Origin of the sequence: Halorussus caseinilyticus (assembly GCF_029338395.1) — an archaeon.
GTDB classification, from domain to species: Archaea; Halobacteriota; Halobacteria; order Halobacteriales; family Haladaptataceae; genus Halorussus; species Halorussus caseinilyticus.
In genome coordinates, this window is the sequence record NZ_CP119809.1 from 2,484,860 (window position 1) to 2,510,014 (window position 25,155).

Below are 25,155 nucleotides of genomic sequence, written 5' to 3' on the forward strand. Positions count from 1 at the left end.
GCCCGCTCGCGTTTACGTGGTCGTCTCCGGTGGCCCTATTCGAGCGCCGAACGAAGTGAGGCGCGAGAATATCCACCGGAGCGACCGCGAGCGGGCGGGGGCTCTCTGAGCGTTCTTCTTACCGGTTCCTACGGTCGGCGTCACGTCTCCGTCTCCGTCTCCGTCTCCGTCTCCGTCTCCGTCTCCGTCTCCGTCTCCGTCTCCGTCTCCACGACAACGACAACGACAACGACAACGACAACGACAACGACAACGACAACGACAACGACAACGACAACGACAACGACAACGACAACGACAACGACAACGACAACGACAACGACAACGACAACGACAACGACAACGACAACGACAACGACAACGACAACGACAACGACAACGACAACGACAACGACAACGACAACGACAACGACAACGACAACGACAACGACAACGACAACGACAACGACAACGACAACGACAACGACAACGACAACGACAACGACAACGACAAAACACGAACGCCCCACGAGACCCCGACACCCTGCCGTAACCCGTCGATTTTTACCCCTCGCACCCGTCGTGGCGGGTGATGGAAGACGCGGCCCGGACGAACGTCCCGCGCGGGCGATTCGACTTCAAGTACGTGCCCGAGACCGACCAGTCGTTCGAGAACGCATTGGCGAAAGCCGACGACGGCGAGCGACTCACCGTCGCCGACGGCATCGAACTGCTGACCACAGGCACCGACCGCGAGGGAATCGACCTCGCCCGGAAAGAGCGCGTGCTGGAGGCCGCCGACCGCCGACGCGCCGAGGTAGTCGGGGACGCCGTGACCTTCACCGCCAACCTCAACAACAACGTCACCACCGCGTGCAACACCGGATGTCTGTTCTGTAACTTCAAGGACACCGCCCAGAACTTCGAGGCGGAAAGCGAGGAGGGTCACGCTGGCTTCACCAAGACGCCCGCCGAGTCCCGCGAGACCGTCGAAGCGGCCCGCGAGATGGGCATCTACGAGGTCACGTCGGTCAGCGGTCTCCACCCGGCGCTGGCGCTGGACGACGAACACCTCGAAATCCTCGAATCGAGCGACCGCGGCGACCTGAACTACAAGTCCCCCGACGCCTACGAGACCGACCCCGGCACCTACGTCGAGCAAATCGAGGCGATGAACGTCGGCGGTCTCCACCTCCACTCGATGACGCCCGAGGAGGCCTACCACGCCCGCCGGGGTACCGACTGGTCCTACGAGGAGGTCTACGGCCGCCTCGCCGACGCCGGACTCGACAGCGTGCCCGGCACCGCGGCCGAAATCCTCGTGGACGAGGTTCGGTCGGTCATCTGCCCCGGCAAAATCGGCTCCGACGAGTGGGTCGAAGCGATGGAGGCCGCCGCCGCGGTTGGTCTCGACACGACCGCGACAATCATGTACGGCCACGTCGAGAACGAGGCCCACCGCGTGATGCACTTGAAGCGCGTCCGGGACCTACAGGACCGCACCGACAACATCACCGAGTTCGTCCCCCTCTCGTTCGTCCACGCGAACACGCCGCTGGCCGACCGCGGAATGATAGACGCGGGGGCGAGTACTCACGAGGACGAACTCATGATAGCGGTCTCGCGCCTGTTCCTCGACAACGTGGAGAACGTCCAGTCGTCGTGGGTCAAGTACGGCGACGAGCAGGGTCTCAAGATGCTGTCGTGCGGCGCGAACGACTTCATGGGCACCATCCTCAGCGAGGAAATCACCAAGCGCGCGGGCGGCGAGTTCGGCGAGTTCAGGTCCTTTTCGGAGTACGTCGAGATGATAACCGCCATCGGCCGGACGCCCGTCGAGCGCTCGACGGACTACCGCCAGACCCGCGAGATAGACCCCGAGAACCCGCCGTTCGGTCCGGAACTCGGCCCCGCGGCGGACGGCACGCCGCTGGTGGCAGACGCCGCCTCGGACGCTCCGGAGACGGTCGCCGACGACTGAAGGGGAGAGCAACGGGGAACACCGCACATGATGAACACCACCCACGCCGCGATGGGGGTCGCGCTGGCGGCCCCGCTCGCGGTCGTCGCGCCCGAACTCGCGCCCGCGGCGGCGCTGGCCGGGTTCGCGGGCGGGACGTTCCCCGACTTCGACCTGTTCTCGGGCCAGCACCGCCGGACGCTCCACTTTCCGGTCTACTACTCGGCCGCCGCGCTCGTTGCGAGCGCGGCGGCCCTCGCTCCGACCACGGCGACGGTCGCAGGCGCGTTCTTCCTGTGGTCGGCCGCGCTCCACTGCGTTACCGACGCGGCGGGCGGCGGTCTGGAACTCCGGCCGTGGGAACCCACCGACGACCGAGGCGTCTACGTCCATCCTGCGGGGCGGTGGATTCGACCGCGGCGGTGGATTCGCTACGACGGCGCACCCGAGGACCTCGTGCTGGCGGGCGTCTTCTCGCTTCCGGGCCTGTTTCTGTTCGACGGGGCGGTTCGGACGCTGACGGTCGTTGGTCTCGCGGTGTCGGTCGTCTACGTCGCGGTCAGAAAGCGCCTGCCCGAAGTCGAGACCCGGTTTCTGCGGTGACGACCGGACCGACGCCGATTTTCTCCTTGGACGTATCATAAAAACCAACTGACAACGTATTTCATCACATTTATGATAGCGGGTGGGAATGAACCACACACATGGACACCTCGATTAAGGTGTTGGTCGTAGACGACAGCAATTTCTACGCACAACTCGTCGCCGACACGCTCGCAACCGACTACGACATGGAGACGTTTACCGGGAACGACGCCCGCGAGGGACTCTATAACCTCGAAACGTCGGAAGTGGACTGCGTTGTGACCGACTACCAGATGCCGGAGTTAGACGGCATCGAGTTCCTCGAAGCGGCCCGCGAACGCGGTTTCGAACAGCCGTTCATCCTGCTGACGGGGACCGGGAGCGAGGCGGTAGCCAGCGAAGCAGTCGCCGCCGGAGTCACCCACTACTTCCAGAAACAGGAGGGCGAACAGCAGTTCGAGAAACTGGCGAACCAAATCGACAACGCCGTCGAACAGCACCGAACCGAACGGAAGTACGAACTGCTGGTAGACAACTCGCCCGACCTCATCGCACAAGTCAACGCCGAGGGCGAGTTCGTGATGACCAACGAGTCGATGGCCGACTCGTTCGGCGTGTCCACCGACATGCTGACGGGCAAGTCGCTTTTCGACGTGGTGCCCGACGACATCGCCGAACACCGACTCGAAGTCGGCCGGGAAGTCATCGAAACCGGCGAGACCAGACGCTTCGAGGACGGTTATCAGGGCGAGTACTTCCACAACGTCTTCGTGCCGGTGGACCTGCCGGGCGAGCGCGAGACGTTTCAAGTCATCGCCCGCGACATCACCGGACGGAAGGAGGCTGAGATAGAACTCAAAGAGACCGTCGAGAAACTCGAAGAGTCCAACGCCCAGTTGGAGCAGTTCGCCTACGTGACCTCCCACGACTTGCAGGAACCGCTTCGGATGGTTTCGAGTTACATGCAACTACTCGAACGACAGTACAAGGACGACTTGGACGAGAACGCACAGGAGTTCATCGAGTACGCGGTGGACGGTGCGAACCGCATGAAGGAGATGATAAACGACCTGCTCCAGTACTCGCGGGTCGATAGCCGCGGCGGGGACTTCGAACCCACCGACTTCGAGAACGTTCTCGAACAGGCCCGCGACAACCTCCGGGTGGCTATCGCCGAGAGCGACGCCGAACTCACCCACGACCCGCTCCCGACAGTCGTCTGCGACGAGAGCCAGATGGTGATGCTCCTCCAGAACCTCGTGAGCAACGCCATCAAGTACTGCGACGAGGGACCGCCGCGGATTCACGTCGCCGCCGAGCGAGACGGCGACGAGGTGGTCTTCTCGGTCAGCGACAACGGCATCGGGATTCCCGAAGACGAACGCGACGAGGTGTTCCGCATCTTCAGCAGACTCCACGGCAAAGACGAGTACTCGGGCACCGGCATCGGGCTGGCGATGTGTCAGAAGATTCTGGACCGCCACGACGGGAGTATCCGGGTCGAGTCGGAGGTCGGCGAGGGTTCGACGTTCTACTTCACCATCCCTACGGGAGGTGGCAACGATGAGTGACCGACTCGCGGGCGAACCAATCGAGATTCTGCTGGTCGAGGACAACCCCGGCGACGTTCGCCTGACCGAGGAAGCCCTCGAACAGGGCGACGTGCTGAACAACCTCCACGTCGTCGGCGACGGCGTGGAGGCGATGAAGTTCCTCTACTGCGAAGGCGAGTACGAGGACACCCCTCAACCCGACCTGATTCTGCTCGACCTCAACCTGCCTCGGAAGGACGGCAAAGAGGTGTTGAAGGAGATAGACGAGGACCGCGAACTCCGGCGCATCCCGGTAGTCGTGCTGACGAGTTCGGAGGCCGAGGAGGACATCGCCAAGAGCTACGAGTTACACGCCAACGCCTACATCACGAAACCGGTGGACATCGACCAGTTCATCGACGTGGCACAGAATTTAGAGGAGTTTTGGCTGTCCATCGTCAAACTTCCGCCGAACGATGAGTGAGCGAGCGAACGAGGAGACGGGCGACCAAGCCCGCGAGGAGACGACGGTCCTGCTGGTCGAGGACAACGACGGGGACGCCAGACTCATCGAGGAGATGATTCAGATGAAGGGCAACCTGCTGGACGACAGCAACAGCATGCCCAACGTCTCGCTGGTCCACGAGGACTGCCTCGCCGACGGGTTGGACCTGCTCGAATCGCGGGACGTGGACATCATCCTGCTCGACCTGATGCTCCCCGACAGTAGCGGCGAGGCGACCCTCGACTCGGTTCTCGACCAGACCCGCGAGGTGCCCATCGTCTTGCTGACCGGTCTGAACGACCGGGAGTTCGGCGTCGAGGCGGTCCAGCGCGGCGCACAGGACTACCTCGTGAAGGGAGAAATCGACGGCGAACTCCTCGTCCGGACGATGCGCTACGCGATGGAACGCAAGAAGAACGAGCGCGAACTCGCCCGCCGGAACGAGCAACTCGCCATCCTGAACCAGATTCTCGAACACGACATCCGCAACGACATGAACGTCGTCCGCGGGACGGCCGAACTCCTGCGCGAACGAGTCGGCGACGACCACGTGGAGTTCGTGGACCGAATGTTGGAGAACAGCCAGCACGTCGTGGAACTCACCGAAACCGTCTCGACCCTGCTGGAGACGATTACCGGCGAGCAGGACCCGGACCTCGAACCGGTGGACGCAGGCCGGATGCTCGAAGCCGAACTCCGGAAGGCCCGGACCTCCCACGACTGCGCGACGTTCGTCGTAGACGGCGGGATTCCCGAGGTCACGGTCCGGGCCAACAGCATGCTGTCGTCGGTGTTCAGCAACCTGCTCAACAACGCGGTCCAACACAACGACACCGACGACCCGCACGTCGAAGTCGGCGTCGAAGTCGGCGACGGCGCGGCGACGATTCGCATCGCGGACGACGGGCCGGGGATTCCGAGCGAGCGCCGAGAGGCCGTGTTCGGACGTGGCGAGCAGGGCATCGACAGCGAGGGCACCGGCATCGGTCTCTACCTCGTGGACACGCTGGTCAGTCAGTACGGCGGGTCGGTCCGGGTCGAGGACAACGACCCCCGCGGCGCGGTGTTCGTGGTCGAACTGGTGGCGCTCTGAGGGACAGTCGTCGTGAAAACGGGAACCGAGTCAGGTCGAGAGAACCGACCGATACCGATTTCCGGCCGCGCCGTCGCTCCCGATGGCGTCCAGAATCGTCTCCGAGACCCACTGGTCGTCGCCGTCGCCGCCCACCTCTTCGGGAAGGTAGCGCCGATACACCGGCAGTCGCTCGCGCAGGGGGACGCCCGCCTCGTCCGCGATGTCCTCCAGTTCCCGGAGTGCAGGCCACTCGTACTCGGGGTTGATGTGGTCGTCGGTGACGGGCGAGACGCCGCCCAAGTCGTCCACGCCGCAGTCGAGCAACTCGCGGGTCGGCGAGAGGTTCGGCGGGACCTGCACCGAGACTTCTTCGGGCAGACACGCACGGGCCATCGCCACGACGCGGCGCATCGTCTCGACGGAGGGTCGGTCGTACGACGACCGCTCGTTCGGGACGACGTTCTGGACGATGACCTCTTGGACGTGGCCGTATCGCTCGTGCATCTCGCGGATGGCGAGCAGACTCTCGGCCCGGTCACGCCAGTCCTCGCCGATACCGACGAGGATGCCCGTAGTGAACGGAACCCCCAACTCGCCCGCCGTCCGGATGGTGGCGAGTCGCTGGCCGGGGTTCTTGACTCGCGGTCCGGCGTGAGCGTCCACGTCGGCGGTAGTTTCGAGCATCACGCCCATCGAGGCGTTCACGTCCGCGACCACTTCCATCTGCTCGCGGGTCTGGTCGCCGGGGTTGCTGTGAGGGAGCAGGCCCTCGTCGAGCGCGATGTCGCACACCTCCCGGAGGTAGGTGTGGATGGAGTCGTGACCCCAATCGGCGAGTTGGTCGTGAATCCGAGCGTATCGGTCGTCGGGGTCGTCGCCGAAGGTGAACAGGGCTTCGGTGCATCCGGCGTCCGCGCCGGTCCGGAGGATGTCCCTGACCTCCTCGGGCGAGAGCAGGGACGCCTCGCCGGGCGCGTCGAAGTAGGTGCAGTAGGTGCAGGTGTACCGGCAGGCGGTCGTCAGCGGGACGAAGACGTTCTTGGCGAAGGTGAGTTCGTCGGCGGAGTCCACGTCGGCGGGTTCGACCCCGAGGAGTCGCCGGACTTCGGTCTCGTCGATGGTGACGGTTACGTCGTACTCGTCGGCCCCCGGAATGTCGGTACCTGCCATCTTCAGGAAAGTGCGTGACGGCGACGAAAAGAGTTTGGAAGTTCAGTCGGTCGGTCAGAGGAGGGTTCGTTGGAGCAGTCTGTCGAACGACCCGCCGTCGAGTAACGACGCCAGTTTCTCCGCCTCGTCTTCGGGGTCGTCCTCGTCCTTGTCGATACCCGCGGCCACTTCCAGATTGTCGCGGAAGGCGAGAACCGTGAATCCGGTTCGGGGGTCGCTACCGCGGTCGTTTTCGAGCGCGACTTCCTTGGCGACCATCTCGCGGCATCGACAGACTTGCTCCGCGTCGCCGATTCGGAGTCCTGTACCCTGATGGCGCTGTCGAACGCGCTCTCGGATGTCGTCCACGAAGCCGTCGATTTCAGTAGTGTCGAGGTCCACGAGGACGTACTTCTCTACTGGCTTGTTTGCGAGGTGGCGGACGACGGACGAGAATCCGGCCTTCAGATTCGGTTTCCCGTTTTCAGATTTGACCAGCAGGTTGTAGTCGTTCCACCCATCGAGGAAACGCCGAATCTTGTTCGACTCTCGATTGCGCATCTCGTCTTTCGAGACGTTTTCGATTACGAGCGGGTCGATTCGTGGATTATCGTGATACCTGTCGAAAAACTTTCTCACGAAGCGCACGTCGCGTTTCCCCTCGCTGAAGACTATCTTCGACATCGGAGCTAAATCCCTCGAAGGTCGAGATGCAAGTCCTTGAGGTCGTGTTCGGCAGTCTCGTAGTCCAGCACTTCCGCCCCGAAGTCGTCCATCTTGACGAGCGAGAACTCGTCTTCGAGGTAGTCGCGCTTCTCGTCGGGCATGTCGGCGAAGAAGTCTTTGATAAAGTCGTGGTCGTGCGTCGTGATGAAGAACTGGACGTTCTCGTCGCGCGCGAGGTCGATGAGGAAGTGGACGAGTTTGAGGACGTATCCGGGGTGCATGTGGTTCTCGGGTTCCTCGATGAGGACGATTTGGTTCTCTACGTCGTCGTCCATGAGTTCCCACAGGAGGCCGACTATTGCTTTGAAGCCGTCGCCCATGAAGTCGAAGGGTATGGGTTCTTTCTCACCGTCTTCGGTCTCGAAAATCAGGGTGTCCAAACTGAAGGATTTCAGGTTGTCCACGATGTCTCTCTCCTGAATGAAGTCACCGATGTCGTCTATTTTGACTGATTCTTGATTGTCGTCGGTTCGTTTAATATCATCAGTTGTAGCGGTCGATTTGATGAATGTGGTCAAATTGGTGGGAGTTGGTCGTTCTACGAATGTATTTCGGGGTGGAAGTCCGAGTTCCACTCTTCTGGAAGAAAATTCGAAGTATCCCCTTGGACCTCGCTGATTATGGTAGAAACCTAGATTGTCAATTTTCTCGCTTCCGCGGAACTCGTCTACCACGTCTTCTAAAATATCTCTTATAAGAGTGGTGCTTCTTTTTCCACTCAAAAAGCAGGGATACTCTCTATCCGCAGTAGAAAGTATCAAAATCTCGTCCCGAAGTCCTTCAGTTGGCTCCCTAACTAGTTTCTCTCTTATTGCATCCACCAACGAGTTCCGTATATTCTCGTATATTTGCCTCGGAGCATCTGCTTTTTCTTCAGAGGGGACTTCTGACTTCTCGTCAGTAGTGAACTGCGCAAGACTCATCTGAAATCCTCCGGTGTTGGAAGCAATCTCAAAAAATAAATTCTCTGCTTCTGATAGCGACGGCTTTCTAATATTGGCTTCAAAACTCGCTGAATCACTTTCACCGGAAATTTCAGCAGAATCGAATTTCGTATTGATTACTGAATCGAGATTGTCGTCGAACTCTTGAAGATTCACCGGTTCGAAAAGCAAATCCACCGCTTCCAAAAGAGAAGTCTTCCCAGTATTGTTCCTGCCAGTAATCAAGTTAATGTCGGTAGGCTCGAACTCGACGTACTCCAACCCTTTGAACCCCTCAATCTCGACGTGTTCGAGTTCCGTCATCGGTAGTCGCTCACCTCCAAGTTGCCCGTCATGACATAAAAACCGTCGCCTTCTCCCAATCCCTACTCCCGAACCACGCCCACCCGACTCTCGTCGCTGGCCAACTCGAATCCGGCCGCGCGCAACCACTCGAACGACGCTCCCGTCGCTCGCGGTTCCACCGCTCGCGCGTCCGAGGCGCTTCGCGCCTCGCTCCCCCGTGAATCAGCACCTCCGCGAGGTCCGCGCGCTCGTCCACGTCGGTCGCCAGTCGGTGCGAATCCACCACTCGCACCTCGGCACCCACCTCGCGGGCGGCGGTCAGGTGGTCCAGAAACGACGTGCCGTGGTAGTCCACCCGAAACTCGGGGTGGCGCACGACGAGCGCGTTCGTCCCGCCGCCGCGTCCCGGCGCGATGGCGACTTCGCCGACGGCCGCCGACTCGTCGCTCCCTCGTCCGTCGTCCCGTTCGCCGCGCTCGAACAATCGTTCGAGCGCGGCGGGGTCGCCAGCGCGAGGTCGGCCATCACCACCGCGACCGGGCCGTCGGTCCCCGCGAGGACCGCGTTCACGGCCTCGGTCAGCGGTCGGTCGTCCACCGTCACCGGCGCGTCGGTCTCAACCGGCGCAGTCGCCAGCACCTCGGGGTCCCGGCCGGTCGCCCGCACCGCGGCCAGCACGTCGGCCAGCATCGCCTCGGCGAACGCCGCGCGTTCGTCGGGCGACAGCACGTCGGCTAACCGGGTCTTCGGTTCGGTCGCGGCGTACGGAACGACGACTCGCATCTCTTCGGAAGTCGCTCGGCCTGCCTTAAGAGGCTACGGAATGACGGTGGTAACCACGGTACGGTCGCTGGTTCAACTTCGAGTCTCGGCCGCTCGCCACGCGACGGCACAGCAACCGCGGGAACCGGAAGAGAAAACACCGTCTTTCGCAACGAATTATATTGCTAAAGAAATTGTATCTCTTCTTGAGAGCAATACAAAAATGTCCACGCGCCGTGTTTCTCGGCGTCCGTATTCGTCGGCGGACGGACACAACGTGACCGTCCGCCGGGTTCGCCGCGCCCCGCGCGGCGGACTCCCGAAATCTCCCGAAATCGGTCCGGAACCGAGTCCGCGTCTAGCGGAGTTTGTCGTAGTCGTCCTGATTCTGCGAGCGATACCAGAGCGCGCCGCCGACGACGACGAGCAGTGCGAGCAGTCCAGCGCCGCCGTAGAGGAGCATCTGGGTCTGCTCGTTCGACTGCTGGGCCGAATCCGCGCTGTCGGCCGCTTTCCCGGCGAGGTCGCTCGCCAGTCCGAAGTTCTCGCCGTCGAACGCGGACACGGCGTCCGAGAGCGTACTCTCGGCGTCCGAGACGCCCGCACCGCTGTCTTTCGCGTCGGCGATGGTGTCTTCGGCGTCCTCGATAGCCGACCGTGCCTCGTCGCTCTCCTCGGTGTAGGGCCGGAACGTCCACGGGTCGGCGATGGTCTCGCTACTCCCGCCCTGCCGGACCTGACTCAGTTCGGCGAGCAGGAGGCTCTGGGCCGGGTCGTAGGTGAAGTTCGTCACCTCGGGGACCGTCCCCTCGATTTTCACCTCGACCTCGTAGGCGTCGCTCTTGTCCAGCGCGTGGTCGAACGACTGACCGTCGTAGGACTTCTGGTCTATCTTGTCGCCGCCTTGGTCGTAGAGTTTGACCGTCCACGTCACGTCCGTCAGGTGGGTCGTCCCGTTGAGCGTCCACGAGTCGTACTCGCTGAACGGTTTCTCGATGGTGAACGTGGTCGTCACGTCCGACCCGACCTTCGCCTCGCTGGGCGCGCCGCTCGCCGACGCCGACATCGCCGCGGCGGGACCGACCGCCGAGACGACCAGCGTGGCCGCGAGCAACAGCGTCAGCAGTTTAGAACAACGGTTCGAGTTCATCATCGTCGTCCTCCACTAGTTCTTCCAAGTTCTCTTCGCTCTCCTGCTGAATCTCGTCGATGTTGTCCTGTGCCTCGATTGCGACTTCCTGTAGCTCCTTGATTCGCGGGACGTTGTTGACGCCCGACAGGAGGACGACGCTGGCGACGTACTGGGAATCGACCACCGGGTAGTCGCCACCGCGGACTTCCATCGAACCGGTCTGCTCTTCGAGCCACTTCCGACCGCGCTCTATTCCCTTCCGGTTGAGGTGCTGAGGCGGGCCGCTCAACACGAGGAGGGCGCGCTCGGTGCCCTCGATTTCGCAGGGCAGGGTGAGTCGCCCGAGTGCCGCCTTCCGGACGAGGCTGGTGATGCGGTTGGTCGTGTTGGCGCTGTCGGGTTGGTTCTCGTCGCTCCCGGTGAACCGCGAGAGCAGGCCGTTCGAGGAACTGCTGTTCTCGACTTCCTCGGCGGCGTAGCCGATGGTAGAGACGCCCCCGCCAGCGAGCGTGTTGATAATCTCGCTGGAGTCCACGACGCTCTCGGCCACTTCGTCGTCGCCGCCGACTTCGCCCGCGCCGAAGAGGATGCCGAACCGTCGGACGATTTCCTCGTTGATTTCGGCGTAACCGCTCTCGATGGATTCGCCAGACTGTCGCCACGCGTCGTTGTCGAACACCATGAGGTTGTCAACCTCGCGGACGAACGTCTGGAACGACCGCGCGGCGTTCAGCGTGTAGATACCCCCCTCGTCGCTACCGGGCAGGATACCGAGACCGTACACCGGTTCGGTGTAAATTCGTTTGAGGTGCTTTGCGAGAACCGGGGCACCGCCAGAACCGGTGCCACCACCCATCCCCGCGACGATGAGGAACGCATCGACTTCGTGGACAGGGATGTTGTCGATAGCTCCCTGAATCTCGTCGATGTCCTCCTCGGCGATTTCCGCGCCGAGTTCGTTGTCCGCGCCGACTCCGTGTCCCTTTACTCGGGATTGACCGATGAGGACTCGATTGTCCTGGGGAACCTCGTCGAGTCCCATCAGGTCGGCCTTCGCGGAGTTAACCGCGACTGCCGACCGGACGATGTCGCTTCCAGTTCGCTGGTCGTATTCCAGGAACTTGTCCACGATTTTCCCACCGGCCTGCCCGAAACCAATCATTGCGAGCTTCATTTTCCGGACCGTACTCCGTTGGGAGAAATACAACCACGAAGGGGTGATAATCCTTTTGGTCCGTCCCACGGAATCCGGAAACGGCGCGTTACACCGAATCGAACCACGATAATCGGACGTTTACCGGTCGCGCGAACCACCACCAGTTCCCGAACATGTCCTTTTAAGTTTATAGCCGCGCAGAGATGTCCACCTGCTGGTAGTCGAACGGCATCGGACACGCGTCCGACGGCCGTCAGACGAGGGTTTTGCCGACCGCCCGCCGAGACTACCGGCTCGGGAGTTCGAGATACCCCGAGAGAGTGGTCAAATCGGTCTCTGCGACGCCGAACGCGTCGATGTCGTTGTGGGCGACCACGTTGTCCACTTCGAGCGACCGGTACTGGTCGTTGCCGAACGGGACGAACGGTACCGGGTCGGCCGCGGCCAGTCCGACTCGCGCGAGCGCCATCGGCAGGGGGAGGACCGTCACCGACTTGCCGTCCGCGCGGTAGGCGAGGCGGGCAACGTCGGCCAGCGTCAACACCTCCGGGCCGCCGATTTCGTACGTCTCGCCGTCGTGGTCCTCCTCGACGCCCTCGGCGAGCATCGGCGCGAGGTCCCCGACCCAAATCGGTTGGAAGCGCGAGCGTCCGCCGCCCGGCAGGGCCGTGACGTAGGGCGTCGTGAGCGTCTTCGTGAACGAGACGAACTCGCCGCCCTCGCCGAAGACGACCGAGGGCCGGAAGATGGTGTAGGCCAACTCCGAGTCTCGGACGACTTCCTCGGCCTGCCCCTTCGAGCGGAGATACTCGGTCGGGCCGTTCGAGTCGGCACCGAGCGCGCTCATCTGGACGAGTTTCCGGACGCCGTGGTCCTCGGCGGCCTCGACCACGTTCTTCGTCCCGCCGAGGTGGACTTTGGTGTGGGACTTCCCGCCGGAGGGCTTGAACAGCGGCGAAAGCGCGACGAGGTTGATTGCCACGTCTTGGTCCTCGAACGCGCCTTCGATGGAGTCGTAGGCGGTCACGTCCCCTCGCGCGCGTTCGACGCCCGCGGGGAAGTCGGCCTCGTCGGGGTCGCGTGCCAACGCCGTCACGTCGTGCCCTCGCTCTACCAGTTCGGCGACGAGGTTCGTGCCGATGAAGCCGGTTCCTCCGACGACGAGAATGTTCATGTTCGGAATACGTACCGACGAAAAGTAAAACTAACTGCCGCGTCGGGCGTTTCCGGAAGTGATTCGCCGCCCGACGGCCGGTGAGCGAGTCGTCGCGGACCGGTCCGCGACGACTCGCCGGTCTTAATACCGCGCCGAGACCACCTCCGAGTATGCTCATCACCTTGGAGGGTCTCGACGGGAGCGGCAAGACGACCGTCTGGGAGGTCCTGCGCGAGGAGTTCCCCGAGTTCGTCTTCACCCGCGAACCCACCGAGACGTGGTACGGCGAGGCGGTGAATCGCTCTATGGAGGACGACGACACCGACCCGCTCGCCGAGTTGTTCCTCTTCACCGCCGACCACGCCGCCCACCTCTCGGGGACGGTCCGGCCTGCGCTCGCAGACGGAAAGGTCGTCGTCTCGGACCGCTACTCGGACTCGCGGTACGCGTATCAGGCGGTCAGCATCGAGGGGCGGGTCAAGCGACCGCTGGAGTACATCCGCGGAGTCCACCAACCGTGGACTCGGCCGCCGGACGCGACGCTCTACTTCGACGTAGACCCGGAGACGGGCGCGGCCCGGAGCGGCGCGACCAACAAGTTCGAGCAGGCGGCGTTCCTGAGTCAGGTCCAGTCGAACTACGAGCGACTCCTCAGCGCCGAACCCGAGCGGTTCGTCCGCATCGACGCCACCCGGTCGCCCGAGGCGGTCATCGACTCGGCGGTGGAAGCGGTCGAGCGACTGCTGGACGACCGGACCGAGCGTGACGGAGGCGAACGCGACGGGGCCGACGAGTAGGTCTTTGGGTGACGGCCACGTACACCGACGCATGACCGACGAGGACGCCGGTCGAGGCGAGGACGACGCCGGGCGGTCGGGGTCCCGCGAACGTGCCGCGCACGCGAGCGACGCGCGCGAGAGCGAGAGCGCAGGCGAGCACAGCGCGCCCGAGAGTGCGACGCGAGCGAGCGAACGCGAGCGTGCGAACGCTCGCGCCCTACGCGAGGACCGCGACGGCGGCGGTCTCGACCTCTCGCTCCCGCCGATTCTGCTCCCCGACGTGCGACTCCCCGAGCGGATTCGACTCGTCTTCCCGGTTCCGGACCCGCCCGAGAAGGTCTCCCGGCCGACCCGGATTCGGGTCTCGTGGGTCATCGTCGCCGTCGCCCTCGCGGACGCGCTGGACGCGCTCACAGTCGCGTTCGCCGGACCGAAGACGCTGGCGTGGGTCCGCGCCGTCGCCGGGGTCCTGCTCTCGGTGGTCCTCGTCGGCGGTCCCGGCCTGCTCTACGCGTGGGAGTTGCTCGCGATTCTCGGCGGGGTCGGGGTGCTGTCGGTGGCCCCGACGCTGACGCTACTGGTTCTCGCCCGGATTCTGGTCTCGGAGTAGCGTGGGGCGGGGAAGCGTAATCGGACGATACTCACCAGAAGAGTCCCGCGATACTGGAAAGGACCGCCCGGCGCGCGCTGGCGCGACCTCGTGTCGCGCCAGACCGCGCGAGGGACGACCGAACGACCGGAGGGAGTGAGGGAGTCGGTTGGGGAGGACGTGGCCCGCGGTAGCGGTGCAGTGCTGTGCGGTATGATTGGTTCAAGCCTGAAGCTAGCTTCTTCTGTACGTCCACCGACTCACTCACCTCCTCTCCACGTCCACCGATTTACTCACTTCCTCTCCACGTCTACCGACTCACTCACCTCCTCTCCACGTCCAGCGAGCCGCCGAGAACGCTACAGAGAAGACCGTTTAGAAAGCCCCCGCGCGCTCGGCTCCCGCGGCTCGGTGCGGTCCTCGGTCGTCACTGCGCTCCTCCCTGCGGTCCTTCCGTCGCCGGGGTTCGCCGAGCGCGCGGCCCCTTTATCCACCCGTGGCGGTTGGTCGGCCGAGCGTCCTCGTGGAGAGTTCCACCGAGCGCGTGCCGTGGCGGTGGAACGGGTAGAGCAAGACACACAATTCCTAAACATATATAGATAATGCTGAAAGAATCGTACAGAAACCTCCCGAACGCACACCGCTCGAAAGGCCACGGCGATACCGCGGATAATCGCCTTTTTACCGGCGCGACGTGTCACGTCCGAACATGAACGACAGCGAACTCGCCGCCGCAATCGACCACACCGTCCTCGGACCGGAGACGACCCTCGACGACGTGAAGCGCGTCCTCGACGAGGCCGACGAGTACGGCATGAACGCCTGCATCCCGCCGTGCTACGTCGCCGAGGCCGCCGAACACGCCCCCGAAGTCACCCTCGCCACCGTCGTCGGGTTCCCCCACGGCCAGCACGCGACGGCGGCCAAGCGCGAGGAGGCCGTCGTCGCCTACGAGGACGGCGCGGACGAGTTGGACATGGTGATAAATATCGGCCGTCTGAAGGCCGGAGACGACGAGACCGTCCGCGCGGACATCGAAGAAGTCGTCGCCGCCGTCCCCGTCCCGGTGAAGGTCATCATCGAGACGGCCCTGCTCACCGACGACGAGAAGCGCCGGGCGTGCGAGGCCGCGGAGGAGGCCGACGCCGCGTTCGTCAAGACCTCCACCGGGTTCGCCGACGGCGGCGCGAAGGTCGAGGACGTGGAACTGATGAGCGAGTACCTGCCGGTCAAAGCCAGCGGCGGCGTCGGTAACTACGAGCAGGCGAAGGCGATGCTCGACGCCGGGGCCGAGCGCATCGGCGCGAGTTCGGGCGTCGAAATCGTCGAGGACTTCCGACGGAACTACTGAGTCGTCGGTACGACCCGGAAGCGGGGACGGTCGGCGCGAGAGCGACGTTCTCAGTCGTCGTCGCCCGGCGACCCTTGGCTCTGTTCCTGCGACGACATGCTCGACGCGCTACTCCGGGCGGTGCCCGCCCAGCGGTTCATGTTGTTGGCGATGTAGTCTTTGCTCCCCCACCCGAATCCGACGCCGATGGCAAGCGCGAGACCCGCCGCGAGACCCCACGCCAGCGCCTGCGCGAAGATGTACAGCAGTTCCACGTCGATACCCATCGTGTCGAGACCGATGACGACCGCGGTGAAGTAGAGGAACATCCGGACGCCCGTGGCGAAGTACTGGGTGTACGCCGATTGGGCCGCCGCGCGGGTCCGGGTGATGGCGTCACCGATGAAGTCGGCGACGATGAACCCGCCGATGATGACCACCAGTCCGGCGATGAACGCCGGGAAATACGACACCGCCGTCGCTATCCACTCCGAGAGGATAGGGATAGCGAGCGTGTTCGCGGCCGCGAGGATTGCCAGCGCGTAGACGAACCACGCGGTCACCGACCCGAGGAAGTTCGACAGGGCGTCCCGTGAGTCGCCCATCATCCGACCGAGCGGGGTGTCGCGCGCGCTCCGGTCGAGTCCCGCTTTGTCGGCCACGCCGGAGACGACTCGCCCGAGGGCCTTGCCGACAACCCACCCGATGAGCAGGATGATAATAGCGCCGACGAGTCGCGGAAGCGCGGCCACGATTTCCGAGAGGGCGTTACCGAGCCACTCCGGAAGGTTTCCGAACAGTTCTCCGCCGTCCGCTTGCAGTAGTACGTATGGTGCGTTCATGGTTTCTCGCCGGGTAGACCGGCAGAAGATAGCAGGTGGTGGTCGTAGTTTGTTCTTGGCCGCATACCGGCCGGGGCGTCTCACCGCGTCGGCTCGGTTTTCAGAGCCCGAACATGCAAAATACGCGGCCGTGTAGGAATCTAGAACGGTCGCGCGAGCGGGGAGAAACAGGGGATGAAACGGGACGAAACGGACACGTAACTGATAGCTCAGCGGAAAAAACCCGACAGAGCGAGCGCGCCGTCCGCCGAACCGGTCAACGGGCCAGCGGCCGACCGAGCGCCATCGACTCGGACTCATTCCTCGGATTTCCGGAAGCTGTCGGGGTTACGTCGGCCAGCGTCGGCGACCCGACGACTCGGCGGCGAACGTGTCCCGAGCGAAGGAGATGAAACGGGCGTTTTCTACTCGCCGCCGAGTCCGAAGAGAATCGGTCGGGACTACCCCACCAGACCGGTCACGCCCGCAGTCTCCAGCAGGAGCCACCCGACGAAAATCCCGTACGAGGCCAACAGCGCGTAGGCTTCCCCGCTCGTGAGTTCGAGGTCGGTCCGAGCCAGCGCGAAAAACAGCACCGTCGCCGCGACGAGAGCGGCCATCATCGGGACGGCCACCCCGAAGTTCACCGTGGTCGCGCCCGCGACCAACACGCCCGCGGGGAGCGCCACGAGCAGGTCGAAGACGTTGCTCCCGAGGACGTTGGCGAGACTCGTCACGCCCTCGCCCTTCTGCGAGGAGCGCACGCTGACGAACGTATCGGGGAGGCTGGTGACGATTGCGACGACGGTCAGCCCCCAGAAGAAACTCGGGATGCCCAGTATCTCCTCGAAGTCGAGGACGGCCCCCACGAGTCCCTCGACGCCCACGACGATGACGACGAGGCTCACCGCCAGCGTCCCCCAGAGTCGCGCCGGGTTTGCGTCGGTGGTTCGCGCCTCGCGCAAGTCGCGCGTGTCGAGATACTGGATGAAGATGTAGAGTCCGTAGAGCGCGACCAGAAGCAGGGCGAGCGGCCGGGTCAGCGTCCCGGTCAGCGACCCGGCGGACGCGGGGAAGTAGATGACCGCGAACGAGAAGACGACCAGCGTGGCCGCTACCGCGACCATGTAAAACTGGGTCTCCTTGAACACGACCGCTCGGTCGGCTTCGAGGTTCTCGGTACCGGCCAGCGTCGAGACGGCCGGGATGACGAGGATGTTGAACACCGCCGACCCGACGATGGCCGCCGCTCCGAGTTCGAAGTCGCCGTGAACGACGGTGGCGATAACGGTACTCGACAACTCCGGGAAACTGGACCCGACGGCGGCGACCACCGCCCCCTGCACGATGGCGGGCAGGCCGTAGTAGGCCGCCAATTTCTCGGCGGCGTCTTCGAGCCAGATGCTCCCCTTCCAGATGATTGCAGTCGAGACGGCCGCGACGACGAGCGACAGCGCGAGCGACACAGCAAAGACCTGAACGCGGGGGGACAAGTCGGTTGGGGGTCGGGAAGATTCGTCGCGCTTTTGCCCGCGTAGCCGAAACGAACTGCCAGCGAATGGCCCGGTATCACATCGAAACCTACGGTTGCACGTCGAACCGGGGCGAGAGCCGCCAGATAGAGCGGCGGCTACGGGACGCGGGCCACCACCGCGTCGAGGGACCCGACGAGGCGGACGTGGCTATCCTCAACACCTGCACGGTGGTCGAGAAGACCGAACGCAACATGCTCCGGCGGGCCGAGGAACTCGAAGCCGAGACCGCAGACCTCATCGTGACTGGCTGTATGGCCCTCGCACAGGGCGAGCAGTTCCAACAGGCCGAGGTGGACGCCGACGTACTCCACTGGGAGGAGGTGCCCGAAGCGGTCACGAACGGCGAGTGTCCGACGACGACGCCCGACGCCGACCCGGTGTTGGACGGCGTTATCGGCATCCTCCCCATCGCCCGCGGGTGCATGTCCGACTGTTCGTACTGCATCACCAAGCAGGCGACCGGCAAGATAGACTCGCCGCCCGTCGAAGAAAACGTCGAGAAGGCCCGCGCGCTGGTCCACGCGGGCGCGAAGGAGATACGGATTACCGGCCAAGACACCGGCGTCTACGGGTGGGACGACGGCGAGCGCAAACTCCACGAACTGCTCGACCGCATCTGCGACATCGAGGGCGACTTCCGGGTTCGGGTCGGGATGGCGAACCCGAAGGGCGTCCACGGCATCCGCGAGGAGTTGGCCGAGGTGTTCGCCGAGAACGAGAAGTTGTACAACTTCATCCACGCGCCGGTCCAGTCGGGGTCCGACGACGTGTTGGGCGACATGCGCCGCCAGCATCAGGTCTCCGAGTACGTCGAAATCGTGGAGACGTTCGACGAGTATCTGGACTACTGGACGCTCTCGACCGACTTCATCGTCGGTTTCCCGACCGAGACCGAGGAGGACCACGCCCGGAGCATGGCGCTGTTGGGCGAGACTCGCCCGGAGAAAATCAACGTCACCCGGTTCTCGAAACGACCCGGCACCGACGCCGCCGACATGAAGGGACTCGGCGGACAGGTCAAGAAGGACCGCTCGAAGGCGATGACCGACCTGAAGATGGACGTGGTGGCCGACGCCTACGACTCGATGGTGGGCGAGACTCACGAAGTCCTCGTCGTCGAGGAGGGCACCGGCGACTCCGTGAAGTGCTACGACGAGGCCTACCGACAGGTGATTGTCCAGAACGCGCCCGACCGTGGCGTCGAAGTCGGCGACTTCGTGGACGTAGAGATTACCGGCCACAGCACGGTGTACGCCTTCGGGGAACCAGTCTGAGAACGTAGTCGGGCAGGCCGACTGCGAGTGCGCGAAAAAGGGGAAGCGTCGAAGTTAGGGACCGCTGGTCGCGCCGCCCGAAGCGAGCGCCGGGGCGACCGTCGTCCAGAGCAGAATCAGCGACCACAGGGCGGTGACGGCTCGCGGGCGATTCGAAATCCACTGCCGAAGGGCTGATTTTTCGGACATTACGTCAGAAATTCACCGGTCTAGTTTGTTATATCTTTCTAAAATTTAGATAAGTAACCGTGGGGCGGGGTCGGACGGTCACTTCCGGGCCGGTTCCTCGTCCACCAGTTCGTCTATCGTCTCGTCGTCTTTCCACTCGCCGAGTTCCTTCGGGTCCACGTGGACGAACACGTCGTCTACCTCGTCCAACTCGCGGATGGACTGCACGATGTCGGTCTCGATGTCGTGGGCCTCGAAGAGAGTGCGGTCGCCCTCGACTTCGATGTGGAGGCTCACGTCGATTTCCGGCCCGACGTAGTGGGCGATTACGTCGTGGGCACCCTCAACGTCGGGGTGGGTCAGCGCCCGCCGGACGATTTCGGCACGGAGGACCTCGGGCGGTGCGCTCCCGACGAGGTAGTCCACGTTATCTTGGACGATTTCGTACCCGGTGTAGAGGATACCGACCGAGACGACGCCCGCCGCGAGAGGGTCTAACACCGGCAGTCCGAGACCGGACCCGAGGACGCCGACCAGCGCCGCCCCCGCGGTCAAGATGTCGTTGCGGTTGTCCAGCGCCGTCGCCGTCAGCGCCGGGGAACTCGTCTGCTCGGCGGCGCGCAGACAGTACCGATACAGGCCGAACTTGACGGCGGCGGTTCCGACAAGCACGCCCACCGCGGCGAGAGAAGTTCCCCCGGCCCCGAACTCGCCCGAGAGGACGGAAGTGGTCGCTCGCCAGAGGACCGCCCCGCCCGCCGCGAACACGCCCACGGCGATGAACAGCGAGACGAACGGTTCGATGCGTTCGTGGCCGTGGGGGTGGCTGAAGTCCGGCGGACGGGTCGTCAGGTAGAGACCCGCGAGGATGACCACGCTGTAGGCGGAGTCGGCGAGGCTGTTGACCGCTTCTGACCCGACCGCGAGACTGCCGGTCGCCCACCAGACGCCGCCCTTGGCGACGACCAACAGCACGTTGGCCGCCAAGATGACGGCACCCACGCGACGGACGGTCCGTTGGCTCATCGGTCGCCTTTCGTACTCCCGAAGCAAGGTAGTGTCGTTCTCTACTCGATGCGAACCGCCCCGTCGCCCGACCCGTCAGTGCCCTCCTGTTCGGCGAAGGCCTCGCGCACCCGGTCGTAGGTCTCGTCTATCGCCTCCACGACGACCTTCGTGTCGGAGACGACCGGCATGAAGTTGGTGTCGCCCTCCCACCGCGGGACGACGTGGGTGTGGAGGTGGTCGTCTATCGACCCGCCAGCGCCCTGTCCGAGGTTGAGACCGGCGTTGAAGCCGTCGGGCGAGAGCGCGGTTTCGAGGGCGTCGAAGGTCCGCTGTTTGAGGCGGGCGTGGTCGAGGAGGGTCCCCTCCGAGAGGTCCCGGTAGTCGCCGGTGTGTTCGCGGGGGATGACCATCGCGTGGCCGGGGTTGTAGGGGTAGTTGTTGAACAGCACGAACGCGTGGTCGCTCCGGGCCACCACGAGGTTCTCCCGGTCGTCGTCCCGGTCGGGGAGTTCGCAGAAGACGCACCCCTCTATTTCGTCTTCGTCGCCGTCTCGTTCGACCCACTCGATGCGCCACGGTGCGAAGATTTGCTCCATGCCCTCTGGTTGGGGAGAGAGGGTTTTGCGTTCCCCGGTTCGTCTCGGTCGGTGGGCGAATCGCCCGCCGACCTCGGTACGCCGGGAACGTCCGGCCGAGAGGTCTCGGAGACCGATTTCTCCGCGCGAGACGACGCGAAGAGACAGACATCTTTTCAAGCGTTCGCCCTTTCAGGAGTTACACGAATGTATCTCGTCATCGTCGGTGCGGGCGATATTGGCTCGCAACTCATCGAAATCGCGACCCAGAACGAGAACGACGTGGTGGTCGTGGAGAAAGACCCCGCGAGGGCCGAAGCCGCCGCCTCGAAGTTCGACGCGCTGGTGTTGAACGACGACGCGACGATTCTCGACACCTTGGAAGAGGCCGGTGGTGACAGAGCAGACGCCCTCATCGCCACGACCCAACACGACGCGACGAACGTCATGGTGAGTCTGCTCGGGAAGGAACTGGAGATTCCCTCCATCGTCTCGGTCGTCCACAACCCCGAACACATGAACCTCTTCCGCCAAATCGGGGTCAACGTCATGGAGAACCCCCAGCGACTCATCGCCGACTACCTCTACCGGGCGGTCAAACGCCCCTCCATCAAAGACTACATGCGAGTGGGCGACCGGGCCGAAGTGTTCGAGATAACCGTCACCGAGGGCGCTTCGGTGGCCGGGAAGACCCTCTCGCAGGCGGCCGAGGAGGGACTGTTTCGGGGCGGCGTCCTCGTGGTCGCCATCGAACGCGGCGAGGACATCATCACGCCGCGGGGCGACACCGAACTCCGGGTGGGCGACCTCGTGACGGTGTTCTCGGAGTCGGGCGCGACACCCGACGTAACGGACATCTTCGGCCACCGCGAGGACCACGAGGCATGACGCGACGGCGTACCGTCCGCGGCGTCCCGGCGGACCTCGCCACTATCCTCCGAGACGTGGGTGCGCTGGTGTTGATGCAGGCCGGACTGATGGCGCTCAGCGTCGCGGTCGCGGGGGTGTTCCGCGAGTTGTACGTCGCGCTGGCGTTCCTGCTCGCGGGCGGCGTGACCGCGCTGGTCGGCGCGGTCACGCGGAAACTGTTCGCCGAGGCACCGAACCCCCAGATGAAACACGGGATGGTCATCGCCGCAGGCGGGTGGTTTGCGACGGCGGCGTTCGGGTCACTCCCGTTCGTCTTCGCGGCCTACCTCGTCCCGCCGGACGTGATGGCGACGTTCGTCCCGGCGGGAGCGGAGTACGGCCAGTCGAGTCTCCGGTACTTCCGGAACCCGCTCCACGCCTTCTTCGAGAGCATGTCGGGGTGGACCGGGAGCGGTCTCACGATGGCGGTCCACGAACCCTCGCTTCCCCACGCGATTCAGTGGTGGCGCTCGCTCATCCAGTGGGTCGGCGGCGTCGGCGTCATCGTCCTCACGACGGCCATCCTCGCTCGGCCCGGAAGCGGGAGTTACACCCTCTATCAGGCCGAGACCCGAGAGGAGCGCATCCACCCGAGCATCGTCCACACGGTCCAGACCGTCTGGAAGATATTCGTCGGCTACACCGCCTTCGCGGTGGCGGCGCTGTTCGTCGCCATCTACCTGAGCGAACCGCTCTCGCCGGGGACGGCGTTCTGGCACGCGCTCAACCACGCGATGACGGGTCTCTCGACCGGCGGGTTCAGCGTCACCGACAACTCCATCACCTCCTACGACTCGACGCTGGTCGAGACGGTCCTGCTCCCAATCATGACGCTCGGAGCAATCGCGTTCCCCATCCACTACCTGATGCTGACCGAGAGAGACCCCCGTGCGCTCTTCGAGGACGTGCAGACGAAGTGGCTGTTCGTCCTCTTCGGTCTCGGTGCCGTCGCCCTCACGGCCCAGAATTTGGTGACGCCGCAGTTCGGTGACGCCTTCCTCGGGCGGGGTGACGCCTTCCGGGACTCGACGTTCCAGTTCGTCAGCGCGCTCACCTGCACGGGATTCCAGTCCGCGCCCATCGGTCGGTGGAGCGCGGGCGGGAAACTCATCGTCAGTTTCGCCATGACGCTCGGCGGGGCGGCGGGTTCGACCGTCGGGGGCATCAAGATAATCCGGGGCTACACCATCGGGAAGGGCATCACGTGGCAGTTCTCGCGGGTTTTCCTCCCCTCGTCGGCCGTCGTGAACGTCGAAATCGGCGACCGACTCCTCGACCGCGAGGGAATGGAACGGGAGTTCAGCGAGGCGGCCATCGTCAGCATGCTCTGGCTAATCATCCTCTTCGTGAGCAGTCTCGTCCTCGTGAACGTCGCGGGACCGTCGTTCACCTACGCCGACGCCCTCTTCGAGGTGGCGAGCGCGCAGGGCAACGTCGGTCTGTCGTCGGGCATCACCGGACCCGAGATGCCGGTGGTCGCCGAGTCGATGTTTCTGCTGAACATGTGGATAGGCCGACTCGAAATCATCCCGATTCTGGTCTTCCTCCGGTCGGCCCTCTACGGTCTCGACCCCTGAAACAAGTATATAAAAGCTCCGGCCGTTGCACCCAGTTTTTGTTTCATTACTCCCGCTAACGAGTCTATAAACTGTTTCATCCATTCTCGTCCCACGTAGCGGGTGAATCGCAATACGGCGTCGGAATGAACGGTTCGAACGCCCCCCAACGGATTGGGGTTTTTATGCTCCTATCAGCGCAAGGAGAGAGTGAGAGGAAGGTCACGATGGCAACACAAAACCAAAGCTTCCAAGCGATAACCGAATCGTGCGACGAATGCCAGCGCGAGACGCCACACGATGTCTCCGTCCAGATTCGGACCGAAAGCCAAAAGCGAGAGAACGCGGAGTTCTCACGGGAACCGTACCGCGTCACGGAATGTCAAATCTGTGGCGAGGAATCTAGCCAGCGGATGAACAACGCGTAACGCCGCCACCTCCCCGCGTAGCGGGGTGGAGGTTTCCGACGGATGCGTCACCGTCGTTCGCTCTACATCTGGGGAAAGGGCCGGACGCGGAGTCCGGCGCGAAGCGACTTTTCGTTTTTCCGGACGTTTCCGACCGACTGGAGTCCACCGTAACTGAAAATTGTTTCTTCGGGACCCGTCTCGCGCCGTCTAAACTACTCCGTCGTCACTTCACACCCGTCCTCGGTCACGATGAGGGTGTGTTCTTTCTGACTGACGAGGTTGCCGTCGTCTTCCTTCAGAACCGGGTAGCCGTGGACGACGTTGTTCATCTTCAGGCGGCGCAGGGCCATCCCCGCGCGACCCACGTCCAACCACCGAGTGGCGAACGGGAGCGTCTTGAACTCCTCGGTAATCTGTTCGAGGGCTTTCCGGGCCTGCCGGTCGCGGACCGACCCCTCGCGTTCGAGCGCGAAAATCTCCTCGTCGTTGCCCTCGTGGACCTTCCCGGTGCCGTCGGTGGCGAACGGTTCGATAGCCACCACGTCGCCGACTTCGAGTTCGACGCCTTGGGAGACGGCGCGGTTCGGAATGTTCGGCGAGACGTGTTGCTGGTACTGGTCGAGTCCGTGGCCGGTGAGGTTGACCACGGGGTTGTAGCCGTAGCCGTCGATGACCGACTCGATTTCCGCGCCGATTTCGCCCGTCTCGACGCCGGGTTCCACCACGTCGAGCGCCGCCTCCAGCGCCTCCGCGCTGGCTTCCTGTAGTTCCGGGTTGCCCGATAGGTCCACCGTAATCGCGGTGTCGGCAATCCAGCCATCGACGTGGACGCCGATGTCGAGGTTGACCATCTCCTCGCCGAACTCGGTGTCGTCGTCGGCGCTCGGAGTCGCGTGGGCCGCTTCCTCGTCCACGCTGATGTTGACGGGGAAGGCGGGTTCGCCGCCGAGTTCGCGGATGCGCTCCTCGGCGTACTCGGCGACTTCCAACTGGGGCGTCCCGACTTCGACGCGGTCTGCGGCCTCCTCGCGGACCTGCGAGAGAATCTCACCGGCCTCTCGATGCTTCTCGAACTTCTCGGCTTCGAGGTCCACCTCGGTTTCGCTCATGCCCCTACGTTGGCCTGAGCGCCGGAAAGAGTTTGCGTCTCGGGGGAAGTCACCGGTTGGTCGCTGGTAACTCGCCACACTTTTCTGACCGACTACATATCACCGAGCGGTTAGGGCGGTCGTACCCGAGAGATAATTCGGCGGTA

25 protein-coding genes and 1 pseudogene are annotated in these 25,155 nt (G+C 63.7%); 12 read left to right on the forward strand and 14 right to left on the reverse strand.

Annotation, left to right across the window (positions count from 1 at the left end):
• Window positions 1–140: 140 nt before the first annotated feature.
• Window positions 141–509: a hypothetical protein gene (locus P2T60_RS12575; protein WP_276279598.1), complete on the reverse strand. Its 369-nt coding sequence runs from the start codon at window positions 507–509 to the stop codon at window positions 141–143.
• Window positions 510–571: 62 nt separating this feature from the next.
• Between P2T60_RS12575 and cofH the strand changes: the two genes are divergently transcribed.
• The 5 genes from cofH to P2T60_RS12600 all read left to right on the forward strand — a co-directional run bounded on the left by cofH (window position 572) and on the right by P2T60_RS12600 (window position 5,654).
• Window positions 572–1,960 carry a 7,8-didemethyl-8-hydroxy-5-deazariboflavin synthase subunit CofH gene (gene cofH / locus P2T60_RS12580; protein WP_276279599.1) on the forward strand — a complete coding sequence of 463 codons (1,389 nt, stop codon included), beginning with the start codon at window positions 572–574 and terminating at the stop codon, window positions 1,958–1,960.
• Between the two features lie 27 nt (window positions 1,961–1,987).
• Entirely contained in the window at window positions 1,988–2,542 is a 555-nt protein-coding gene (locus tag P2T60_RS12585; protein WP_276279600.1) for a metal-dependent hydrolase, read from the forward strand.
• Between the two features lie 101 nt (window positions 2,543–2,643).
• Window positions 2,644–4,095 carry a sensor histidine kinase gene (locus P2T60_RS12590; RefSeq protein ID WP_276279601.1) on the forward strand — a complete coding sequence of 484 codons (1,452 nt, stop codon included), beginning with the start codon at window positions 2,644–2,646 and terminating at the stop codon, window positions 4,093–4,095.
• Entirely contained in the window at window positions 4,088–4,540 is a 453-nt protein-coding gene (locus P2T60_RS12595; protein WP_276279602.1) for a response regulator, read from the forward strand. The genes P2T60_RS12590 and P2T60_RS12595 overlap by 8 nt, the downstream gene beginning before the upstream one ends.
• Entirely contained in the window at window positions 4,533–5,654 is a 1,122-nt protein-coding gene (locus tag P2T60_RS12600; protein ID WP_276279603.1) for a hybrid sensor histidine kinase/response regulator, read from the forward strand. The genes P2T60_RS12595 and P2T60_RS12600 overlap by 8 nt, the downstream gene beginning before the upstream one ends.
• A gap of 30 nt (window positions 5,655–5,684) precedes the next feature.
• Here the strand turns inward: P2T60_RS12600 and cofG are convergent, their stop codons facing one another.
• The 7 genes and pseudogenes from cofG to P2T60_RS12635 all read right to left on the reverse strand — a co-directional run bounded on the left by cofG (window position 5,685) and on the right by P2T60_RS12635 (window position 12,964).
• On the reverse strand, window positions 5,685–6,806 hold the full coding sequence (cofG, locus tag P2T60_RS12605) for a 7,8-didemethyl-8-hydroxy-5-deazariboflavin synthase subunit CofG (protein ID WP_276279604.1): 1,122 nt from the start codon (window positions 6,804–6,806) through the stop codon (window positions 5,685–5,687).
• Window positions 6,807–6,860: 54 nt separating this feature from the next.
• Window positions 6,861–7,469, reverse strand: a complete 609-nt coding sequence (locus tag P2T60_RS12610) for a hypothetical protein (protein ID WP_276279605.1) — start codon at window positions 7,467–7,469, stop codon at window positions 6,861–6,863.
• Window positions 7,470–7,474: 5 nt separating this feature from the next.
• Complete coding sequence (locus P2T60_RS12615; RefSeq protein WP_276279606.1) at window positions 7,475–8,758, reverse strand: ATP-binding protein; 1,284 nt, start codon at window positions 8,756–8,758, stop codon at window positions 7,475–7,477.
• Between the two features lie 62 nt (window positions 8,759–8,820).
• Window positions 8,821–9,523 (reverse strand): annotated as a pseudogene (gene cofC / locus P2T60_RS12620) (2-phospho-L-lactate guanylyltransferase).
• Between the two features lie 337 nt (window positions 9,524–9,860).
• Window positions 9,861–10,652 (reverse strand): hypothetical protein, encoded by a 792-nt coding sequence (locus P2T60_RS12625; protein WP_276279607.1) that lies wholly within the window; start codon window positions 10,650–10,652, stop codon window positions 9,861–9,863.
• The gene (locus tag P2T60_RS12630; protein ID WP_276279608.1) at window positions 10,630–11,808 is read right to left on the reverse strand and encodes a tubulin/FtsZ family protein; all 1,179 of its coding nucleotides are present in this window, start codon (window positions 11,806–11,808) and stop codon (window positions 10,630–10,632) included. Before P2T60_RS12630 ends, P2T60_RS12625 begins: the two co-directional genes overlap by 23 nt.
• 268 nt (window positions 11,809–12,076) lie before the next feature.
• Window positions 12,077–12,964: a complex I NDUFA9 subunit family protein gene (locus P2T60_RS12635; RefSeq protein ID WP_276279609.1), complete on the reverse strand. Its 888-nt coding sequence runs from the start codon at window positions 12,962–12,964 to the stop codon at window positions 12,077–12,079.
• Window positions 12,965–13,116: 152 nt separating this feature from the next.
• Here P2T60_RS12635 and tmk point away from each other — a divergent pair, with 152 nt between their 5' ends.
• The 3 genes from tmk (at window position 13,117) to deoC (ending at window position 15,665) form a co-directional block, all read left to right on the forward strand.
• The gene (gene tmk / locus P2T60_RS12640) at window positions 13,117–13,743 is read left to right on the forward strand and encodes a dTMP kinase (protein WP_276279610.1); all 627 of its coding nucleotides are present in this window, start codon (window positions 13,117–13,119) and stop codon (window positions 13,741–13,743) included.
• A 31-nt stretch (window positions 13,744–13,774) separates the two neighbouring features.
• Window positions 13,775–14,335: a hypothetical protein gene (locus tag P2T60_RS12645; protein ID WP_276279611.1), complete on the forward strand. Its 561-nt coding sequence runs from the start codon at window positions 13,775–13,777 to the stop codon at window positions 14,333–14,335.
• A 688-nt stretch (window positions 14,336–15,023) separates the two neighbouring features.
• On the forward strand, window positions 15,024–15,665 hold the full coding sequence (deoC, locus tag P2T60_RS12650) for a deoxyribose-phosphate aldolase (RefSeq protein ID WP_276279612.1): 642 nt from the start codon (window positions 15,024–15,026) through the stop codon (window positions 15,663–15,665).
• 50 nt (window positions 15,666–15,715) lie between these two features.
• On the opposite strand, the gene P2T60_RS12655 is transcribed toward deoC, so the two are convergent.
• Both P2T60_RS12655 and P2T60_RS12660 read right to left on the reverse strand, forming a co-directional pair.
• On the reverse strand, window positions 15,716–16,486 hold the full coding sequence (locus tag P2T60_RS12655) for a mechanosensitive ion channel family protein (protein ID WP_276279613.1): 771 nt from the start codon (window positions 16,484–16,486) through the stop codon (window positions 15,716–15,718).
• Window positions 16,487–16,926: 440 nt separating this feature from the next.
• Window positions 16,927–17,931, reverse strand: a complete 1,005-nt coding sequence (locus tag P2T60_RS12660; RefSeq protein WP_276279614.1) for a sodium:calcium antiporter — start codon at window positions 17,929–17,931, stop codon at window positions 16,927–16,929.
• Window positions 17,932–18,023: 92 nt separating this feature from the next.
• On the opposite strand from P2T60_RS12660, the gene P2T60_RS12665 reads away from it, so the two are divergent.
• Window positions 18,024–19,274, forward strand: a complete 1,251-nt coding sequence (locus P2T60_RS12665; protein WP_276279615.1) for a tRNA (N(6)-L-threonylcarbamoyladenosine(37)-C(2))-methylthiotransferase — start codon at window positions 18,024–18,026, stop codon at window positions 19,272–19,274.
• Between the two features lie 54 nt (window positions 19,275–19,328).
• Here the strand turns inward: P2T60_RS12665 and P2T60_RS12670 are convergent, their stop codons facing one another.
• From P2T60_RS12670 to P2T60_RS12680, 3 genes are all read right to left on the reverse strand, one after another.
• On the reverse strand, window positions 19,329–19,463 hold the full coding sequence (locus P2T60_RS12670) for a DUF7503 family protein (RefSeq protein ID WP_276279616.1): 135 nt from the start codon (window positions 19,461–19,463) through the stop codon (window positions 19,329–19,331).
• 78 nt (window positions 19,464–19,541) lie between these two features.
• Window positions 19,542–20,468: a cation diffusion facilitator family transporter gene (locus P2T60_RS12675; protein ID WP_276279617.1), complete on the reverse strand. Its 927-nt coding sequence runs from the start codon at window positions 20,466–20,468 to the stop codon at window positions 19,542–19,544.
• A gap of 41 nt (window positions 20,469–20,509) precedes the next feature.
• A complete protein-coding gene (locus P2T60_RS12680) occupies window positions 20,510–21,046 on the reverse strand; it encodes an HIT family protein (RefSeq protein ID WP_276279618.1) in 537 nt (178 codons plus the stop codon).
• A gap of 186 nt (window positions 21,047–21,232) precedes the next feature.
• On the opposite strand from P2T60_RS12680, the gene P2T60_RS12685 reads away from it, so the two are divergent.
• The 3 genes from P2T60_RS12685 (at window position 21,233) to P2T60_RS12695 (ending at window position 23,918) form a co-directional block, all read left to right on the forward strand.
• The gene (locus tag P2T60_RS12685) at window positions 21,233–21,913 is read left to right on the forward strand and encodes a potassium channel family protein (protein WP_276279619.1); all 681 of its coding nucleotides are present in this window, start codon (window positions 21,233–21,235) and stop codon (window positions 21,911–21,913) included.
• Window positions 21,910–23,511: a TrkH family potassium uptake protein gene (locus P2T60_RS12690; protein ID WP_276279620.1), complete on the forward strand. Its 1,602-nt coding sequence runs from the start codon at window positions 21,910–21,912 to the stop codon at window positions 23,509–23,511. Before P2T60_RS12685 ends, P2T60_RS12690 begins: the two co-directional genes overlap by 4 nt.
• A 206-nt stretch (window positions 23,512–23,717) precedes the next feature.
• Window positions 23,718–23,918, forward strand: coding sequence for a DUF7835 family putative zinc beta-ribbon protein (locus P2T60_RS12695; protein ID WP_276279621.1), 201 nt, complete (start codon window positions 23,718–23,720; stop codon window positions 23,916–23,918).
• 194 nt (window positions 23,919–24,112) lie between these two features.
• On the opposite strand, the gene map is transcribed toward P2T60_RS12695, so the two are convergent.
• Complete coding sequence (gene map / locus P2T60_RS12700; protein WP_276279622.1) at window positions 24,113–25,009, reverse strand: type II methionyl aminopeptidase; 897 nt, start codon at window positions 25,007–25,009, stop codon at window positions 24,113–24,115.
• Window positions 25,010–25,155: the final 146 nt, after the last annotated feature.

Bases quoted from the DNA above. Each gene is read 5' to 3' on its own strand.
- cofH (WP_276279599.1), top strand. From the start codon at position 572: ATGGAAGACGCGGCCCGGACGAACGTCCCGCGCGGGCGATTCGACTTC.
- P2T60_RS12585 (WP_276279600.1), top strand. From the start codon at position 1,988: ATGATGAACACCACCCACGCCGCGATGGGGGTCGCGCTGGCGGCCCCG.
- P2T60_RS12590 (WP_276279601.1), top strand. From the start codon at position 2,644: ATGGACACCTCGATTAAGGTGTTGGTCGTAGACGACAGCAATTTCTAC.
- P2T60_RS12595 (WP_276279602.1), top strand. From the start codon at position 4,088: ATGAGTGACCGACTCGCGGGCGAACCAATCGAGATTCTGCTGGTCGAG.
- P2T60_RS12600 (WP_276279603.1), top strand. From the start codon at position 4,533: ATGAGTGAGCGAGCGAACGAGGAGACGGGCGACCAAGCCCGCGAGGAG.
- cofG (WP_276279604.1), bottom strand. From the start codon at position 6,806: ATGGCAGGTACCGACATTCCGGGGGCCGACGAGTACGACGTAACCGTC.
- P2T60_RS12610 (WP_276279605.1), bottom strand. From the start codon at position 7,469: ATGTCGAAGATAGTCTTCAGCGAGGGGAAACGCGACGTGCGCTTCGTG.
- P2T60_RS12615 (WP_276279606.1), bottom strand. From the start codon at position 8,758: ATGACGGAACTCGAACACGTCGAGATTGAGGGGTTCAAAGGGTTGGAG.
- P2T60_RS12625 (WP_276279607.1), bottom strand. From the start codon at position 10,652: ATGAACTCGAACCGTTGTTCTAAACTGCTGACGCTGTTGCTCGCGGCC.
- P2T60_RS12630 (WP_276279608.1), bottom strand. From the start codon at position 11,808: ATGAAGCTCGCAATGATTGGTTTCGGGCAGGCCGGTGGGAAAATCGTG.
- P2T60_RS12635 (WP_276279609.1), bottom strand. From the start codon at position 12,964: ATGAACATTCTCGTCGTCGGAGGAACCGGCTTCATCGGCACGAACCTC.
- tmk (WP_276279610.1), top strand. From the start codon at position 13,117: ATGCTCATCACCTTGGAGGGTCTCGACGGGAGCGGCAAGACGACCGTC.
- P2T60_RS12645 (WP_276279611.1), top strand. From the start codon at position 13,775: ATGACCGACGAGGACGCCGGTCGAGGCGAGGACGACGCCGGGCGGTCG.
- deoC (WP_276279612.1), top strand. From the start codon at position 15,024: ATGAACGACAGCGAACTCGCCGCCGCAATCGACCACACCGTCCTCGGA.
- P2T60_RS12655 (WP_276279613.1), bottom strand. From the start codon at position 16,486: ATGAACGCACCATACGTACTACTGCAAGCGGACGGCGGAGAACTGTTC.
- P2T60_RS12665 (WP_276279615.1), top strand. From the start codon at position 18,024: ATGGCCCGGTATCACATCGAAACCTACGGTTGCACGTCGAACCGGGGC.
- P2T60_RS12670 (WP_276279616.1), bottom strand. From the start codon at position 19,463: ATGTCCGAAAAATCAGCCCTTCGGCAGTGGATTTCGAATCGCCCGCGA.
- P2T60_RS12675 (WP_276279617.1), bottom strand. From the start codon at position 20,468: ATGAGCCAACGGACCGTCCGTCGCGTGGGTGCCGTCATCTTGGCGGCC.
- P2T60_RS12680 (WP_276279618.1), bottom strand. From the start codon at position 21,046: ATGGAGCAAATCTTCGCACCGTGGCGCATCGAGTGGGTCGAACGAGAC.
- P2T60_RS12685 (WP_276279619.1), top strand. From the start codon at position 21,233: ATGTATCTCGTCATCGTCGGTGCGGGCGATATTGGCTCGCAACTCATC.
- P2T60_RS12690 (WP_276279620.1), top strand. From the start codon at position 21,910: ATGACGCGACGGCGTACCGTCCGCGGCGTCCCGGCGGACCTCGCCACT.
- P2T60_RS12695 (WP_276279621.1), top strand. From the start codon at position 23,718: ATGGCAACACAAAACCAAAGCTTCCAAGCGATAACCGAATCGTGCGAC.
- map (WP_276279622.1), bottom strand. From the start codon at position 25,009: ATGAGCGAAACCGAGGTGGACCTCGAAGCCGAGAAGTTCGAGAAGCAT.